Annotated in this window: 16 protein-coding genes and 1 other RNA gene; 16 read left to right on the top strand and 1 reads right to left on the bottom strand. The window is 38.9% G+C overall.

All coding sequences use genetic code 11. The features are described 5' to 3' along the window. Positions 1-15: 15 nt before the first annotated feature. The 10 genes from ACSAMO_RS02430 to ACSAMO_RS02385 all read left to right on the top strand — a co-directional run bounded on the left by ACSAMO_RS02430 (position 16) and on the right by ACSAMO_RS02385 (position 9,399). The gene (locus ACSAMO_RS02430) at positions 16-426 is read left to right on the top strand and encodes a HutP family protein (protein ID WP_022230818.1); all 411 of its coding nucleotides are present in this window, start codon (positions 16-18) and stop codon (positions 424-426) included. Positions 427-444: 18 nt separating this feature from the next. Then, a complete protein-coding gene (gene aroH, locus ACSAMO_RS02425; protein WP_118445817.1) occupies positions 445-804 on the top strand; it encodes a chorismate mutase in 360 nt (119 codons plus the stop codon). 17 nt (positions 805-821) lie between these two features. Continuing rightward, entirely contained in the window at positions 822-1,499 is a 678-nt protein-coding gene (gene cmk, locus ACSAMO_RS02420; RefSeq protein WP_499209759.1) for a (d)CMP kinase, read from the top strand. Positions 1,500-1,502: 3 nt separating this feature from the next. Then, positions 1,503-2,111 carry a lysophospholipid acyltransferase family protein gene (locus tag ACSAMO_RS02415; RefSeq protein WP_117967880.1) on the top strand — a complete coding sequence of 203 codons (609 nt, stop codon included), beginning with the start codon at positions 1,503-1,505 and terminating at the stop codon, positions 2,109-2,111. Beyond that, entirely contained in the window at positions 2,108-4,129 is a 2,022-nt protein-coding gene (locus ACSAMO_RS02410; RefSeq protein WP_499209758.1) for a bifunctional 4-hydroxy-3-methylbut-2-enyl diphosphate reductase/30S ribosomal protein S1, read from the top strand. Before ACSAMO_RS02415 ends, ACSAMO_RS02410 begins: the two co-directional genes overlap by 4 nt. 203 nt (positions 4,130-4,332) lie before the next feature. Continuing rightward, on the top strand, positions 4,333-5,706 hold the full coding sequence (murD, locus tag ACSAMO_RS02405; protein ID WP_117967886.1) for a UDP-N-acetylmuramoyl-L-alanine--D-glutamate ligase: 1,374 nt from the start codon (positions 4,333-4,335) through the stop codon (positions 5,704-5,706). A 1-nt stretch (position 5,707) separates the two neighbouring features. Next, complete coding sequence (locus ACSAMO_RS02400; protein ID WP_499209757.1) at positions 5,708-6,736, top strand: zinc-binding metallopeptidase family protein; 1,029 nt, start codon at positions 5,708-5,710, stop codon at positions 6,734-6,736. Then, on the top strand, positions 6,721-7,737 hold the full coding sequence (locus tag ACSAMO_RS02395) for a M42 family metallopeptidase (protein WP_499209756.1): 1,017 nt from the start codon (positions 6,721-6,723) through the stop codon (positions 7,735-7,737). Before ACSAMO_RS02400 ends, ACSAMO_RS02395 begins: the two co-directional genes overlap by 16 nt. Continuing rightward, complete coding sequence (locus ACSAMO_RS02390) at positions 7,737-8,726, top strand: M42 family metallopeptidase (RefSeq protein ID WP_499209755.1); 990 nt, start codon at positions 7,737-7,739, stop codon at positions 8,724-8,726. Before ACSAMO_RS02395 ends, ACSAMO_RS02390 begins: the two co-directional genes overlap by 1 nt. A gap of 16 nt (positions 8,727-8,742) precedes the next feature. Then, positions 8,743-9,399 carry a zinc dependent phospholipase C family protein gene (locus ACSAMO_RS02385; RefSeq protein ID WP_499209754.1) on the top strand — a complete coding sequence of 219 codons (657 nt, stop codon included), beginning with the start codon at positions 8,743-8,745 and terminating at the stop codon, positions 9,397-9,399. Here the strand turns inward: ACSAMO_RS02385 and ACSAMO_RS02380 are convergent, their stop codons facing one another. Next, on the bottom strand, positions 9,400-10,440 hold the full coding sequence (locus ACSAMO_RS02380; RefSeq protein WP_499209753.1) for a hypothetical protein: 1,041 nt from the start codon (positions 10,438-10,440) through the stop codon (positions 9,400-9,402). A 157-nt stretch (positions 10,441-10,597) separates the two neighbouring features. On the opposite strand from ACSAMO_RS02380, the gene ACSAMO_RS02375 reads away from it, so the two are divergent. The 6 genes from ACSAMO_RS02375 to ssrA all read left to right on the top strand — a co-directional run bounded on the left by ACSAMO_RS02375 (position 10,598) and on the right by ssrA (position 14,990). After that, a complete protein-coding gene (locus ACSAMO_RS02375; protein WP_499209752.1) occupies positions 10,598-11,443 on the top strand; it encodes an NAD(+)/NADH kinase in 846 nt (281 codons plus the stop codon). A 16-nt stretch (positions 11,444-11,459) separates the two neighbouring features. Then, positions 11,460-11,906: an arginine repressor gene (argR, locus tag ACSAMO_RS02370; protein WP_022230830.1), complete on the top strand. Its 447-nt coding sequence runs from the start codon at positions 11,460-11,462 to the stop codon at positions 11,904-11,906. A 15-nt stretch (positions 11,907-11,921) separates the two neighbouring features. Further along, positions 11,922-13,592 (top strand): DNA repair protein RecN, encoded by a 1,671-nt coding sequence (gene recN / locus ACSAMO_RS02365; protein ID WP_499209751.1) that lies wholly within the window; start codon positions 11,922-11,924, stop codon positions 13,590-13,592. 25 nt (positions 13,593-13,617) lie between these two features. Next, entirely contained in the window at positions 13,618-14,088 is a 471-nt protein-coding gene (locus ACSAMO_RS02360) for an acyl-CoA thioesterase (protein WP_499209750.1), read from the top strand. 73 nt (positions 14,089-14,161) lie between these two features. Beyond that, the gene (gene smpB, locus ACSAMO_RS02355; protein WP_337868984.1) at positions 14,162-14,635 is read left to right on the top strand and encodes an SsrA-binding protein SmpB; all 474 of its coding nucleotides are present in this window, start codon (positions 14,162-14,164) and stop codon (positions 14,633-14,635) included. A gap of 3 nt (positions 14,636-14,638) precedes the next feature. After that, positions 14,639-14,990, top strand: a transfer-messenger RNA (tmRNA) gene (gene ssrA, locus ACSAMO_RS02350). Positions 14,991-15,044 lie beyond the last annotated feature (54 nt).

Genomic DNA, 15,044 nt, shown 5'->3' with positions numbered 1-15,044 from the left:
GGAACAGTTGTGGATATGGAAGTTGGCAGCAGAGAGGTTTGTAAGGCGGCTATACAAATTGCACTTACAGATTCAAGAGAAGAAGAAATTGAGATGAAAGCAAAAAATAAGGAAAACGGTATTCTTTCCGTTGCAGTCGATTTCGGCAGTGATTTCGGCAGTGCGGTACCGAAAGTGCTTGAAAGAGCGGTTGTTGCGGCGAAACGTGAAAATGTTATATCTTCAACCCATGCGGAAGAAGGTGCGGTTGCCGGTGCGGCACATGAGGCAATTCAGCAGATTGTTGATAAGTGTGTCGGACTTAATCTCGGCGGTAAGATCGGTATTGCAAGACACGGTTCACATATCGGTGTATGTGTATTTTTTGCTATCGGTTTATTAAATCTTAATGATGTCGCAATCGGTATGGGACACAGAGTTGTATAATCAAAGGAGAATGGTAGTATGGTAAGAGCAATAAGAGGAGCAACAACGGTTGAAAATAATGACAGGGAAGAAATTATAGAGGCGACAAAGGAAATGCTTGAAACTATAATTTCGGAAAACAATATAAAAACAGAAGATATGGTGTCTGTCATTTTTACGATAACGCCCGATCTTGACAAAGTTTTTCCGGCTGTTGCGGCAAGAAAAATGGGGATAGTTGATGTACCGTTGCTTGATATGAGCGAGCCGGAAATTGACGGTGCATTAAAGAAGTGTATAAGAATTTTAATGCACATAAATTCCGATAAACAAAATAAAGATATGGTACACGCATATTTAAGGGGTGCAACGGTGTTGCGTCCCGATTTGGTAAAATAAATCTAAAGGAGAACAAAATGAAATATATTTCAGTTGCGGTGGACGGACCGGCAGGAGCAGGTAAAAGCTCCGTTTCAAAGGCTGTTGCCAAAAGTCTTGGCTATACATACATAGATACGGGTGCAATGTATCGTGCGGTTGCACTTTTTGCTATTAACAACGGAATAGACGCGAAAAATGAAACAGAAAAACTGGTAAGCCGTCTTAACGAAGTGGAAATCGACATAAAATATACAGATGAGGGACAGCAGATTTATTTATTAGGCGAGAATGTTTCAAAGCGTATCAGAGAAGAAGACGTTTCTGTAGGTGCGTCAAATGTTGCGGTAATTCCCGAAGTCAGAAAAAAACTTGTTGAACTTCAAAGAAAAATGGCTGAAAGTGCAAATGTTATAATGGACGGTCGTGACATATGCTCATATGTACTTCCGAATGCGGACGTTAAGATTTTTCTTACCGCGTCGGCTGAATCAAGAGCGAAAAGAAGATATGACGAACTTTGCGGAAAAGGCATTGAATGTGATTTTGAGAAAATTAAAGCCGATATGGAATATCGTGACAAGAACGATTCTCAAAGAGCCGTTGCGCCTTTGAAAAAAGCTGATGACGCAACATTGATTGATACGACAGAATATGATTTTGACGGTGCGGTTAAGCTTGTAAAAGACTTAATTCTTGAAAAAACGGAGGGCTGAAATATGCTATATAAATTTTTAAGCGGTTTAGCAAAAGGCGTTACACACTGTATTTTCAGAGTAAAAGTAGTGGGCAAGGAAAATGTTCCGAAAGACGGCGGTATGATACTTGCCGTAAACCATAAAAGTAATTGGGATCCGATTTTTGCAGGGGCATATTGTCCGCGTCCGCTAAGATTTATGGCAAAAGCCGACTTGTTTAAAAATAAGCTTTTCGGCGGACTTATAAAAAAACTCGGTGCGTTTCCGATACAGCGCGGCAGAGGCGATATAGGTGCTATAAAAGGTGCGTTTTCAATATTAAAAAATAATGACGCAATGCTTATTTTTCCTGAAGGTCACAGAATAAAAAACGGCAAGAGAGTAAAGGCTAAATTGGGTGTTTCGATGATTGCCGTGTATGCCAAAGTGCCTGTCATTCCGCTTTGCATAAGCGGTGAATACAAGCCTTTTCACAAGGTCACAGTAACATTCGGTAAACCTATTACGTTTGAAGAATATTATGGCAAAAAGCCTGATAACGAAACTTTGCAGACGCTTGCCGATGAAGTTATGCAGACAATTTATTCGTTTGACAATACAGATATTAAGAAAATCGGAGAACAAAAATGATTAATGTTGCAAAAACGGCAGGATTCTGCTACGGTGTAAAAAGAGCGGTGGACGATGTTTATAAAGAAATCGAAAACGGTAAAAAAATCGCAACGCTCGGTCCGCTTATTCATAATAGGCAGGTAATCGAAGATTTGGCGAGCAAGGGCGTGTATGCGTATGACAGTATAGAGGATATTCCGAGTGACCATACGGTTGTTATAAGGGCGCACGGAGTGCCGAGAGCTGTTTATGACAAGATGAACGGTCGTGAGTATATTGACCTTACCTGTCCTTTTGTGGCAAAGATACATAAAATTGTATCGAAACATCACAAAGAGGGGTATCAAATTATTATTGTCGGCGATAAAAACCATCCGGAAGTTATTGGAATAAATGGCTGGTGCGATAACAAAGCTGTCATAATTAACGACGTGAAAAGTGAAATTGACGGTAATTTAGCCTCAAAAGACATATGTATTGTAGCACAAACCACAATTAATAGAGATTTTTTTGGTGAAATCGTACAAAATGTAAAAAAAACTTGCAAAAGTACCCTAGTTTTTGATACAATATGTAGTGCGACGAAGGATAGGCAAGAAGAGGCAGACAAACTTTCGAGAAATTCGGACATGATGATTGTAATCGGGGGAAAGGAAAGCTCAAATACAAGAAAGCTGTTTGAAATATCAAAGCGAAACTGTAAACACACCTATCACATCGAAACTTTTGAGGATTTACCTCAAGAAAAAACATATAATAAAATAGGTATTACTGCAGGAGCGTCTACACCCGGCAGTATTATCGAGGAGGTAGTAAAGGCTATGAGTGAAAATTTAAAAAATGAGGAGAACTTTGCAGAACTGTTTGCACAGTATGAAAGTAAAACTCTTAATAACGGGGACATTGTAGAGGGAACAGTTGTAGAAGTTCGCAATAATGAGGTCATCGTTGATTTGGGTGGCTTTAAGTATAACGGACAATTAGCAGCTGATCAGCTTACTGATGACCCTGCACTTAAGCCGTCTGATGTAGTAAAAGAAGGCGATACAATCAAGGTTTACGTTGTAGGCGTAAACGATGCTGAGGGTAAAGTAGTTCTATCAAGAAAGAAATTGGTAGCTATGGAAAGCTGGAACAAAATCAAAGAAGCTTATGAATCAGGCGAGACTTTGGAAGGAAAGATTATAAAGGCTGTTAAGGGCGGTGTTATTGCACTTACAGACGGTTCTCAGGTATTTATCCCTGCACGTCAGGCATCCGGAAGATTTGTACAGGACCTTCAAAGCCTTGTAGGAACAACTGTAAACTATAAGATAATCGAAATCGACGAAAGAAGAAGACGTGTTATCGGTTCAGTCAGAGTTATTCTTGAGGCTGCAAGAAAAGAAAAAGAAGAAAAGTTCTGGGCAGAGGCTGAAGTTGGCAAGAAGTATCAAGGTACTGTTAAGTCACTGACATCATTCGGTGCATTTGTTGACATCGGCGGTGTTGACGGTCTTGTTCACATCAGTGAACTTTCATGGAATAAAATCAAGCACCCTTCAGAAGTTGTTAAAGAGGGTGACGTTCTTGATGTTTACATTAAGGACCTTAACAGAGAAACAAAGAAGATTTCTCTTGGATTTAAGAAGATTGAGGACAATCCTTGGACAATCGCTCAATCAAAGATTAATGTAGGTGACGTTGTTAAGTGTAAAATAGTTCGTATGATGCCATTCGGCGCATTCGCTGAAATTATGCCTAACGTAGACGGTCTTATCCACATTTCTCAAATCGCTGACAGAAGAATCGGCAAGCCGGAAGATGTTCTTACAATCGGTGAAGAAGTTGAGGCTAAGGTTACAGATCTTAACTGGGACGAAAAGAAGATCAGTCTTTCAATACGTGCTCTAATTCCTACACCTGAAAAGGAAGAAGAAGTTAAGGAAGAAGAAGCTCCTGTAGAAGACCATAATGCTGAAACACTTGTTTATTCAACAGACCCTGAGGTAGAAGTTGAAGAGGCAATCGAAGTTGAGGCTGACAACGCTGAATAATTCAGAATATTAAAAGGGTATTGCAATGCAATATCCTTTTTTTATGCTTGGTTTTACTTTAATATCCCATTTCCTTGATTTTTGAACGCATTTGTGATACAATAGAAAAAATAATTGGTATATTTTCTGATATATGCAGTTAAGTTTAGTCAGAAAATTCGGAGTAATATGATAAAATAAGAATTTCGGAGGAATAATTTAGTATGAACAAATTAGATGAATTCAAGTATAATGTTGCCGGAAAGAATATAACTGTAATCGGAATCGGCATATCAAATTTGCCGCTTATAAAATATCTTGTGTCACTCGGTGCGAATGTAACGGCTTGTGACAGAAGAAGTGCAGAAGATTTGGGGGAGAATTATACCGAACTTGAGAAGTTGGGCGTAAAGTTCAATCTTGGTGACGGTTATCTTAACAATCTTTCTGGCGATATGATATTTAAAACTCCGGGAATGAGATATGACGTACCTGAACTTTTAAAAGCTAAGGAAAACGGAAGTATCGTAACAAGTGAAATGGAAGTGTTTTTTGAAGTGTGTCCGTCACATATAATTGCCGTTACAGGCAGTGACGGTAAGACAACAACAACGACGCTTATCCATAAAATGATGACTGATGCAGGCTATAAAACATGGCTCGGCGGAAATATCGGAAATCCGCTTTTGACTGATACCGAGAAAATGAAAGAAAACGACTGGGTAATTCTTGAACTTTCTTCATTCCAACTTCATACAATGAGAAAGTCACCTGAAATTGCGGTTATCACAAACATAAGTCCGAACCACCTTGATATGCACAAAGATTACAAGGAATATATCGACGCAAAGAAAAATATAATGCTTTATCAGAATGAAGGCGATACGCTTATCGTAAATGCAGATAATCAAGTTACGGCAGATATAGGCAAGAGTGCAAACGGTGCGGTTAAGTATTTCTCAAGAAACGGTATGGCTGACGTATATCTTGACGGAAATATTATAAAAAGAGGTATAGTAGAAATACTTAATATCAAGGACATTAAAATACCGGGTATGCACAATGTCGAAAATTATATGGCTGCTATTGCCGCAGTAAGCGGTTTAGTGAGCAAGGAAGTTATAGTGAACGTTGCAAAAACTTTCGGCGGTGTGGAACACAGAATTGAGCTTGTAAGAACACTTGACGGAGTTAAGTATTATAACAGCTCAATAGATTCAAGCCCTAACAGAACGATAAACACTCTAAGAGTATTTCCTAATAAGGTTATAATGATAGCCGGCGGTAAGGATAAGGGCATTCCTTATGACGAAATAGGACCTGCACTTGCCGAACACGTTAAGGTGCTTATATTAATCGGTGCAACATCGGATAAAATTCAAGAGGCGCTTGACGCTGAAATAAATAAGACCGGAAATGGTAAAGATATAGAGGTAATTCGTGCAACGTCTTATGAGGATGCAGTTAATACAGCAAGAAGTAAGGCACATGACGGTGACGTTGTTCTTCTGTCACCGGCAAGTACAAGTTTTGATATGTTCAGAAACTTTGAAGAAAGAGGAAATCTATTCAAGAAAATAGTAAATGAGTTGAATTAATATGAGAAAACTTATAAGAAAATTAAGTGATATGCGTGGTATATCGGGATTTGAATATCGTTTGACAGACCAAATTGCCGATATGTTTAAAAAGTATTGTGATGATGTAAAAATCGATTCTTTAGGCAGTGTGATTGCGGTAAAACGCAGTAATAAACCTAACGCACCTAAATTGATGATTGAGGCACATTGCGACGAAATAGGATTGATTGTCACATCAATTACGGATGAGGGATATTTGACATTCGCGAATGTCGGCGGTGTTGACGAAAGAACACTTCCGTCAACCGAAGTGACTGTACACGGCAAAGAAGATTTGTGGGGAGTAATAGGCATAAAGCCGAATTACTTACTGGAGCAAGGAAAGACAGCCCAATTAAAAGAATTGGCGGTTGATACAGGTTTGAGTGCCGAAAAAGTTAAAGAACTTGTGGCTGTCGGCGACAGTATAACTCTTGCACAGTCTGTAGGCAGACTCGGCAAAAAGCAATTCAGCGGTAAATCGCTTGACGACAGAGCAAGCGTTGCGGCTATAATGCGTGTTATGAAAAATATCAAAGATTTGGATATTGACATTGATGTGTACGCCGTTGCGGCAGTGCAGGAGGAAGTCGGCTGCAGAGGCGGTAAAACCACTGCATACGGCATTAATCCGGATATGGCTGTTGCGATTGATGTGTGTCACGGTATAACGCCTGACAATTCGGATAATGCGTTTGAAGTCGGAACGGGTACTGTTCTTTCGGTAGGTCCTAATCTCCACCCAAAACTTACCGATGAACTTTTTGCGGTATCAAAACGTCACGGAATAAAGGTAAGCACGGACGTTGACGGCGGCAATACAGGTACGGACGCTTGGGAGATACAAGTGGCGTGTGACGGTGTACCGACGGCACTTATATCAATACCGCTTAAATATATGCACACATCAGTTGAAACTTTGGCGGTTTCAGATGTTAAAGCGACAGTTAATCTGCTGACTGAATTTATAAAAGAACAGAGGGGAGAATTACAATGGCTGAACTTCTGAAAAAAATGTCTGAAATAAATGCTGTAAGCGGAAATGAAAATGATATACGAAATTTGATAATTGCGGAAATTAAAGATAATGTTGACGATATTACCGTTGATACAATGGGTAATGTTATTGCATATAAAAAAGGCAGTGACAGCGGTAAAAAAATCGCAGTTGCGGTTAATATGGACGAACCCGGTTTTATCATAAGCGGAGTAACCGAAAAGGGTTATTTGAAATTTAAAGCGGTAGGCAATATTGACCCGCGAAAAATTATTTCAAAAAAGGTTGTAATCGGTGCTGATAAAATCAAGGGTGTTATCGGTATGAAAGCAATACACTTGCAGACAAAGTCCGAACGTGAAAATGTTGTGGCAGCTTCAAAGCTGTTTATTGACATCGGTGCAAAGGACAAAGAGGATGCGGAAAAGTACGTTAAACTCGGCGATTATGTGACTTTTGACACTGAATTTATGCAAATTGGCAGTAACGTCAAAGGCAAAGCACTTGACAGGAGCGGTATTTGTACCTCGCTTATAAATGCAATTGAGAAAGAATATAAATACGACACATATATGTGCTTTTTGGTACAGCGTGAAGTCGGAGCAAGAGGCGCGAAAATCGTATCGCACAGAATAAATGCCGATGTTATATTGTCGGTTTCATCTGCCGAAACAGCCGATATGTACGGTTGTGAAAGTAATGCGGGTGTAAAACTCGGTGACGGTGCGGTTGTTAATTTTGCAGACAGAACAATAATTGCGGATAAAGAAATAACAGAAAAAATGATTAAAGCCGCTAAAAAGGCGAAAATAAAGGTACAGCCTCAGGTTTTAATGCCACAGACAAGTGACGGCGGTGCAATGCAGAGCGGAGCGGACGGTGCGATATGCCTGAGTTCGTCTGTTCCTTGCAGATATTCTCATTCGCCTGTTTCCGTAATGTCACTTGATGATATTAACAGTATGACGGAGTATATCAGATTATTTTTAAATAAAATCGGAGAAATGATATAATGGATATTTTAAATGTATTGGAAAAAGCAACACAAATAAACAGTGTTTCGGGCTCGGAAAATGAAATCAGAAAGTTTATTTCCGATAATGTAAAAAAGTATTGTGACGAACTTTCGGTTGATGCAATGGGTAATCTTATTGCTCATAAAAAAGGCAGCGGCAAAAAGATTATGTTCGCGGCACATATGGACGAGATTGGTATAATTGTAACCGATATTGACGATAAAGGATTTGTGCGTTTTTCGTCAGTCGGCGGACTTAATTTGAGAAATCTTGTAAATCTTCGTGTGCGTTTTGCAAACGGCGTTGAGGGCGTAATCGGTGCAGAGGAAGAAAGTTTTAAAGATAAACCGGCTATAAGCAAATTATACGTTGATTTGGGTGCGGCAGATAAGAAAGAGGCTGAAAAAATAGTTTCAATCGGTGATACCGCGTCATTTGTCGGCGGATTTGTGAAGTGTGGCGATAATGTTGTTTCAAAGGCTCTTGACAACAGAGTCGGCTGTGCGATTTTAATGCAGGCTTTGAGTGAAATAAAAGATTGTGAAAACGACTTGTATTTCGTGTTTACAACTCAAGAGGAAGTGGGACTTCGCGGAGCGAAAACGGCAGCTTTTGCAATCAATCCAGATATTGCGGTAGCGGTTGACGTTACCGATACGGGCGATACACCGTCCGCACCGACTATGGCGATTGAACTCGGTAAGGGTACGGCTATAAAGGTTATGGACCGTTCGATTATGTGTGATGCCGATGTTCGCACAATGATGATTGAAACTGCTAAGAAAAACAAAATTCCGTATCAGCTTGAAATTATGACGGACGGCGGTACAGACGCAGGTGCAATTCATCTTACAAGAGCAGGAATTAAGACGGGCGGTATTTCCGTACCGACAAGATATGTACATTCACCGTCTGAAATGGCAAGCATGAGTGACATAGAAAACAGCATTAAACTTTTGTATAATATAGCAATAGCTCAGTGGTAATCGGAGGTGTATTATATTGGCAACTTGGGGAGTTCATTTAAGAGTGGCAAGGTGTTTTATTGATAATTTAATAGCTAAAAAATATCATAGAGAGTTTGTCATAGGCAGTGTTGCACCTGACTGCGGATACGGTGTTAAGGACAGTTTTGGTGAGTTCACACCGCCGCCTAAAATAACTCATTGGTCACCGAGCGGTATGAAACGTGATTGCCGATATAACGACTTCCAAAAGGAATATCTAAACGATAAATCAAACGCCGATTATTGGTTTTACCTTGGGTATTATGTGCATTTGCTGACGGATATAATGTGGTCGGTTACGATGTATATGCCGACAAGGATTAAATATGCGGAGGAATATAAGAAAAACCCCGAATTTTTAAAGGTTATAAAAAAGGACTGGAATGATATTGACGTATGGCATTTAAGAAGTCTTACATATCATCCGACTTTTGATATACTGAAAAATGCGGGTGAAATAAAAGATTATCTGCCGTATTACGAGCATAATCAGCTTACAAAACAGGTTAAGTTTATTGTTGATTATTACGAAAGATACAGTTCAAATACGGACAGAGAATTTGAATATACACAAAAAGAAGATATTCAGAATTTTGTTGAATGTTCATGTGAATTGCTTTATAAAGTTTTAAAAGAAAAAGAACTTATCTGATTAGATAAGTTCTTTTCTGTATTTGGGAATATTTGAACTGTCGTTAAATGCAATGATTGAATTTGTACTTGATGTTATCGGCTCGTCAAGGTCGGTGATTTGACGACCGTCAACGATACCGCCGACTATAACCGTTTCGGGAGAAGTATATCCGCTGTCGTGAAGAAGTGACGAAACAGGCAAGCCTATCGGCACTTTGTAATTATTCGGCGGAAGAATATCGTCGCCTGAAACCGTTATAATTTTTTCCGTAACAGGCTTTTGAAGTGTAAGTGCGTCATAGATGTTGCAAAGTGTTTCGGGTGACAGTATGACGGTATTTATTTTGTCAATATCCTTGCCTGTAAGCGTTTTCACAAGAATGTCATCTCTGCTCTGCGGATAACGTGCTTTGAGCGAGCAGAGAGAAATATTTTCGTTATATCTAAGATTTAGTTTGAAATCGGAAAATATCTTTTTTGTATTATTTTCAACGGCTATAATTGCCTTTTTTGTATTAAGAATTTTCATCACAATGTTAAGACTTTTTAAGATTTTTTCGGTGTTTCCGAGTGAGGCAAACTGCGTTGAGGAAACATACGGGTCGCTGTCAAATGTAGGTACTATAATATATTCAGGTTTTTTTTCAGTACCTAAAAGTATGTGTGCCGGAATACCGTTTCTGACTTCGCAAATGCCTGCCTCACGAATAATCCACAACATTTCACGCGTGGTAAGAAAATTAATATTATCCGTTTTTTGAGTTTGGACTGCGGTGTACTTCATATTATTTTCAACGCATATAAACGTATCGCTTACAGATGTAACAATACCTGATACGGAACTGTATAACGGCATTGCGTCATAGCTTTCAAGATCGGCGATTTTTGAACCGATTTCAACCGTATCACCGACTTCGACAAGCGGACTTAACGCAACATCAGTGTTTTGAACAAGATTAAAAAAGTATACAGGTGCAGGGAGCGGTGAATGTATTTCGGCTGATTTATCAAATCCGTTATGCTTTTTATATTTTTTTGCTCCGCGAAATGAAATTGACATTTTAAATTCCCCTTATCACTTAATTATTAAAGGAATTTTACCATATAACGAAAAAAAATGCAAATATAAATCAATAAATCAATGCGATAAAAACTATTGAAAAAAAGCAATTTGTGGTGTATAATATGTATAATAGGGGTAGTGAGGTGAAACATTTATGAAAAGAATAGCGGTAATACCTAATAACAGTAAGGATATAGGTCTGGTAAACACAAAGCGACTTGTTGAATTTTTAAACGGAAAAGCTGAAATTTATATAGATGAGGCGTACAGCGTTCTTGGATTGAATGTTAATTACGTTGCCGAAAGCGAGATACTTGACAATGCGGAATATCTTATCGTTCTCGGCGGTGACGGTACTATTTTGCAGAGAGCTGCGGAATGTGCAAAAAGAAAAATTCCCGTATTGGGAATAAATCTCGGTAAAATCGGTTTTATGACCGAGATTGAAATAGACGATATGGGGGACGCTATTTCAAAGTTTTTGCAGGATGATTTCACTGTCGAAAAAAGAATGATGATGAAAGCGGAAATAAGAAAAGAAAATAAAATCCAATTTTCGTTTCATGCACTCAATGACGTTGTGGTGTCGAAAGTGGCGGGCGAAAAACTTATCTATATGGAACTTTCGACTGACGGTGTAGCGGTAAACAGATACACCGCCGACGGACTTATAATCGCAACACCGACAGGCTCTACGGGTTATTCAATATCAGCCGGCGGACCGGTGGTAGACCCTTGTATGAGATTGTATGTTGCGACTCCGATATGTGCACATATGTTGTCTGTCAGAAGTGCGGTACTTTCGTCAAATAAGGATATAAGAATAAAGCTTGACGGAGAATACGGAAATGCGGACGCGGTTGTTACGGCGGACGGTGACATTCAGGGATATATAAAAAATGCGGACGAAGTAATAATTACCGAATCCGAATATGATTTTGAACTAATAAAAATAGGTGAACAGTCGTTTTACGACACATTAATTAAAAAGTTATCGTAATTAGGGAGGATAAGAGTTGAAGTACAAAAGACAGGGTCAAATTCTCAGAATAATACATGAGAAGAATATCAAGACTCACGAACAACTTATAGGTGAACTCAATAAGTGCGGGTATAATGTTACACAAGCGACTGTATCAAGAGATATTAAGGAACTTGGACTTATAAAAATACCGTTGCCTGACGGTGGAAGTGTTTATTCATCTTCTAAGGATATTCCGGAGGAACTTGACAGACGTATAAATATGATTACCGATACGGTAATAAGTGTTGATTATGCAATGAATAATATCGTTGTGAAAACATATCCGGGAATGGCGTCGGCTGTTGCGGCGTCTGTTGATGCGTCTATGCGTAACGAGTTCTTGGGTTCTATTGCCGGTGATGATACATTGCTCATAATTGCAAGAAATGAAGAAAAGGCAGCGGAAATTGCAGAAAAATTGATTCAATTATTTCAGTAAGGAGTATTACAAAGTATGTTAAACCAGCTTTCTATCAGAAATGTAGCGGTGATAGATAAACTAGACATAAATTTGCATGACGGTGTAAGTGTGCTTACAGGTGAAACCGGTGCAGGTAAGTCTATTATAATAGATTCGATAAATATGATTTTGGGCGACAGAGCAAATAAAGAGCTTGTAAGATACGGTACGGATAAGGCTGTTGTACAAGCTGTTTTTGATGCACCTAAAAGTGTTATAAATGTTCTTGAAGAAAACGATATTGACGTTGAGGACGAAACTGTTATAATTACACGACAAGTTACAAAAGAGGGAAAAAGCGCAGCGAGAATAAACGGAATGGTTGTAACGCTTAACATACTTCGTGAAATATCGGACAGACTTATTAATATTCACGGTCAGCACGATAATCAGGCACTTTTGACGCCGATAAGACATATTACGTTTTTGGACGCGTATGCTGATAATGAGGAATATATAAACAGGTATAAGGACATATTATCAAAAAAACGTGAAATAGAAAAGAAGATTTCTTCACTTGAAATGGACGAGCAGGAAAAAATGCAAAGGATTGACTTGCTTGAATATCAAGTTAAGGAAATAAAAAAAGCGTCGCTTGAAAAAGGTGAGGAGGACGATTTAAGAGAACAACGTGATATATACACCAATGCGGAGCAGATAACAAAGTCCGTAAATGAGGCGTATATGAACTTGTATGAGGGTGATGAAATACAATCCGCATATGACGGTATAAGCATTGCCGTGAATGAGATTTCTCAGATAAGCGACTTAAATCCTCAACTTAAATCGATTTATGATACTTTAAATGAAATTATGTATTCGCTTGAAGATACGGCACACGAAATAAAAGAGTTCGGCGAAACTGTTGAATTTGATGAGCAGACTTTAAACGAAATTGAAGAACGACTTGATTTGATTTCAAGATTGAAACGCAAATACGGAAACAGTATTGAAGAAATACTTGAATATTTGAAAAAAGCCGAAAGCGAACTTAATGATATAAAGCTAAGTGATGAGAGAACAAACGAACTAAAAGAAGAACTTAAAAGCATAACGAAAGACCTTAAAGAAAAGGGCAATGTTCTTACGCAAAGACGTGAAAATGCCGCAAAAGTTCTTGAAGAAAATATCGAAAAGTCGTTGCATGAGCTTAATATGGAAAAATCCAAATTTAAGGTTAATATAGAGAATAACGGTACATTTTACGATAATGGTATGGATAAGGTTGAGTTTTTAATCAGCACAAATCCGGGTGAGCCGTTAAAACCGCTTGTGAAAATTGCGTCGGGCGGTGAATTGTCAAGAGTAATGCTTGCGATAAAGTCGATTTTGGCTGATTCGGACGGCGTTGATACAATGATATTCGATGAAATTGATACCGGTGTTTCCGGTAAGGCGGCAATGAGTATTGCGAAAAAACTTGCGGTTATTGCAAAAAACAAGCAGGTTATTTGTATTACACACCTTCCGCAGCTTACGGCAATGGCGGATAATCATTATTTGATACAGAAGAATACAGACGGCGAGCTTGCGTCTACAACTTTAAAAGAGCTTGACGAAGAAGGCAGAGAACTTGAACTTGCGAGAATAATCGACGGCGGCGAGGTTACGGAACTTGCTTTAAGTCACGCAAAGCAAATGCTTGAAAATGCTAAAAATAATTAAAAATGTGCAGTAGGGAGGCGGCATAATGGAATCACAGACAATGAAACACTCACATTCGATACTTGCACAGCTTGTATTGCCAATGCAGGCTAATCCGGCGGGGAATGTGCATGGTGGTGAAATTATGAAAATGATGGACAGTGCGGCAGGGGTTGCGGCACAGAAACACGCCCACACAAACGTTGTAACCGCACGAGTTGACGAGCTTAATTTTAAAAAGCCGGTGCTTGTGGGCGAGCTTGTAACGTGTAAGGCACAGGTCATATATGCGGGACGTTCGTCAATGGAGGTCTTTGTGACAGTCGAGTCGGAGGACCTTATTACAGGTAATAAACAGATTGCACTGACTGCATTTTTTACGATGGTTTCGCTTGATGAAAACGGTAAGCCGTCATCTGTACCGAAGCTTGTTTACGATGAAAATAATGCGTATGAGAGTAAATTATATAAAGTCGGCGAAAAAAAGCATATTTTGCATAATCAGAGAAAATCTTAATATATGATTTTGTTTGCAATTTGTTTTAGGATATGTTATAATATCAAAGCAGTTTGACGAAAGGAGAATTTCTATGGCGGATAAAAAAGAAAATACAAAAACTCTTGCGCAGAATAAAAAAGCACGTCACGAGTATTTTATTTTGGAAACAATAGAGGCAGGCATAGAATTAGCCGGAACAGAAGTTAAATCTGCAAGATTGGGTAAGGTTAATCTTACCGACGCGTATGCGTCAATCAAAAACGGGGAAGTATTTATAAAGCAGATGAATATAAGCCCTTTTGAACAGGGAAATATATTTAATCGTGACCCTCTTAGGGACAGAAAACTTCTTCTTCATAAGAAAGAAATATTGAAACTTACAAACCAAATGCAGCAGGACGGTTATGCTTTAATTCCTCTTGCAGTGTATTTGAAAGGCTCTTTGGTTAAAGTATCTTTGGCAGTTGCAAAGGGTAAAAAACTTTATGATAAGCGTGAAGATATTGCAAAGAAAGACGCAAAACGTAATATTGAGCGGTCGATAAAAAATTATAACCGTTATTAATATGGGGGTGCAATGGTTTCGACGGGGATGTTGAATCCCGAGTAGCGAGTAGTGTTGAGTGCCACTTAAAACGGCTCAAACTTTTAAATATAAACGCTAACGATACAGAATTAGCTTACGCTGCCTAATTGCGGCGTTGTCTCCCCTGTGAGTACCACGGCATAGGGCAAGGCATCATTTTAGTGGTGAACGTGAGTAAAGGGATGTCCTGACCTTTTCCATGATTTAAGGACTACCGATGATATAACTTTGGTTGTGGAGTAGTATCAAAGGGAATATTGACCATAACCTGCACTCGGAGAAACTTGGGTGGATATGTTTTCGGACAGGAGTTCGATTCTCCTCACCTCCACCAATTAAAAAACAAACCGCTAAAATTGGCGGTTTGTTTTTGTTTTAAATAGACTGT

The organism is Ructibacterium sp. SJQ-7, assembly GCF_054696575.1.
Note: the sequence above shows the minus strand (reverse complement) of the source record. Positions and strands in the feature narration are given on the sequence as shown.